The sequence below is a fragment of the Actinomycetospora sp. genome, from assembly GCF_055612215.1.
In genome coordinates this window covers 1-2,156 of the sequence record NZ_JBVPVA010000779.1, presented here as the reverse complement: position 1 = coordinate 2,156, position 2,156 = coordinate 1, and the positions used below count along the sequence as shown (strand labels likewise).

At 75.0% G+C, this 2,156-nt stretch carries 1 protein-coding gene; it reads left to right on the top strand.

The features are described 5' to 3' along the window. Positions 1–2,156: DEAD/DEAH box helicase (locus AC0CYZ_RS21345; RefSeq protein WP_472219007.1), on the top strand; the 2,156-nt coding region annotated here is incomplete at both ends.

Here is a 2,156-nt window from a genome sequence, read left to right as displayed (position 1 = left end):
CTCGCGCTGGAGGAGGGGCACGGCGTGCTGGTGTGCGCGCCGACCGGTGCCGGCAAGACCGTCGTCGGTGAGTTCGCGGTGCACCTGGCCCTCGCGCGGGGCCAGAAGTGCTTCTACACCACGCCGATCAAGGCGCTGTCGAACCAGAAGTACGCCGACCTCGTCGCCCGGCACGGCGCGGACGCGGTCGGCCTGCTCACCGGCGACACCGCCGTCAACGGCTCCGCGCCCGTCGTCGTCATGACGACCGAGGTGCTGCGCAACATGCTCTACGCCGAGGCGCCGGCGCTCGACGGCCTCGCCTACGTGGTGATGGACGAGGTGCACTACCTCGCCGACCGCTTCCGCGGCGCGGTGTGGGAGGAGGTCATCCTCCACCTGCCCGACCACGTGCAGCTGGCCTCGCTCTCGGCCACGGTCAGCAACGCCGAGGAGTTCGGGGACTGGCTCGTCGAGGTCCGCGGCGACACCACCGTCGTCGTCGACGAGACCCGGCCGGTGCCGCTGTGGCAGCACATGGTCGTGGGCTCGCGGATGTTCGACCTGTTCGCCGAGGAGCGCGGCGCGGGCCACGACCAGCACACGGTGAAGGTCGACCCGACACTCGCGAAGGCCGTCGCGGAGGTCGACCGCGACGGCGGCGGGTTCCGCCGCGGCCGCTCCGGGCCGCCGCCGCGGCGCGGGCGGGACGGCGCGCGCCGTCGGGACGACCGCGGGGCCGGGCCGGGCCGCGGGCCGGGACGCTCCGGGTCGTCCTACCGGCCGCCCTCGCGCGTCGATGTCATCGAGCGGCTCGACGCCGCCGGGCTGCTGCCGGCGATCACGTTCATCTTCAGCCGCGCCGGCTGCGACGCCGCCGTCACCCAGTGCGTGCGCTCCGGGCTGCGCCTCACCGGGGCCGCGGAGGTCGACGAGATCCGGGCGGTCGTCGACAAGCGGTGTGCGGCGCTGCCCGACGCCGACCTCGACGTCCTGGGCTACTGGGAGTGGCGCGAGGGCCTCGAGCGGGGCGTCGCCGCCCACCACGCGGGGATGCTGCCGGCGTTCAAGGAGACCGTCGAGGAGCTGTTCGTCCGCGGCCTGGTGCGTGCGGTGTTCGCCACCGAGACCCTCGCCCTCGGGATCAACATGCCGGCGCGCACCGTCGTGCTGGAGAAGCTCGTCAAGTACAACGGCGAGTCCCACGTCGAGCTGACCCCGGGGGAGTACACCCAGCTCACCGGCCGGGCGGGCCGGCGGGGGATCGACGTCGAGGGCCACGCGGTGGTGCTCTGGACGCCCGGGATGGACCCCGCGCAGGTCGCCGGGCTCGCCTCGACCCGGACCTACCCGCTGCGCTCGTCCTTCCGGCCCGGCTACAACATGGCCGTCAACCTCGTCGACCGGCTCGGGATCGCGCAGGCCCGGGTGCTGCTCGAGCAGTCGTTCGCGCAGTTCCAGGCCGACCGCTCGGTGGTGCACCTGGCCAAGCGCGTGGAGCGCAACCGGGAGGCCCTCGAGGGCTACGCCGAGGCCATGGCCGGCGAGGACGGCGGCGAGGAGTCGCTCGCGGGGTTCACCGAGTACATGGACCTGCGCCGGCGCCTGTCCGAGCGGGAGAAGCAGCTCGCGAAGCAGGGGCGCTCGGAGCAGAAGGCCGAGGCCGCGGCGTCGCTCGAGGCGCTGCGGACCGGCGACGTGATCGCCGTGCCCGGCGGGAAGCGCGCGGGCCTCGCCGTCGTGCTCGACCCGGGCGTCGACCGCTCCGGGCGCGGGATGGAGCCGCGCCCGCTGGTGCTCACCGAGGACCGCTGGGCCGGCCGCCTGTCGATCTCCGACTTCCCCGACCCGGTCAGCGCGCTCGGGACCATGAAGCTCCCGAAGCGGGTCGACCACAAGATCCCCCGGGGGCGCCGCGACCTCGCCACCGCGCTGCGCGAGACCGGCCTCGAGCCGCCGACCCGCAGCGGCGGCACCCGGCGCCGGCGCGGCGCCGAGAGCGAGGACCCGGAGCTCGCGTCGCTGCGCCGCGCGCTGCGCTCCCACCCGATGCACGGCCGGGCCGACCGCGACGACCGCGCCCGGTGGGCCGAGCGGCACGCGCGGCTGACCCGGGAGAACGACCAGCTCGAGCAGCGGGTCCGGACGACCACGCACTCGCTGGCCCGCAACTTCGA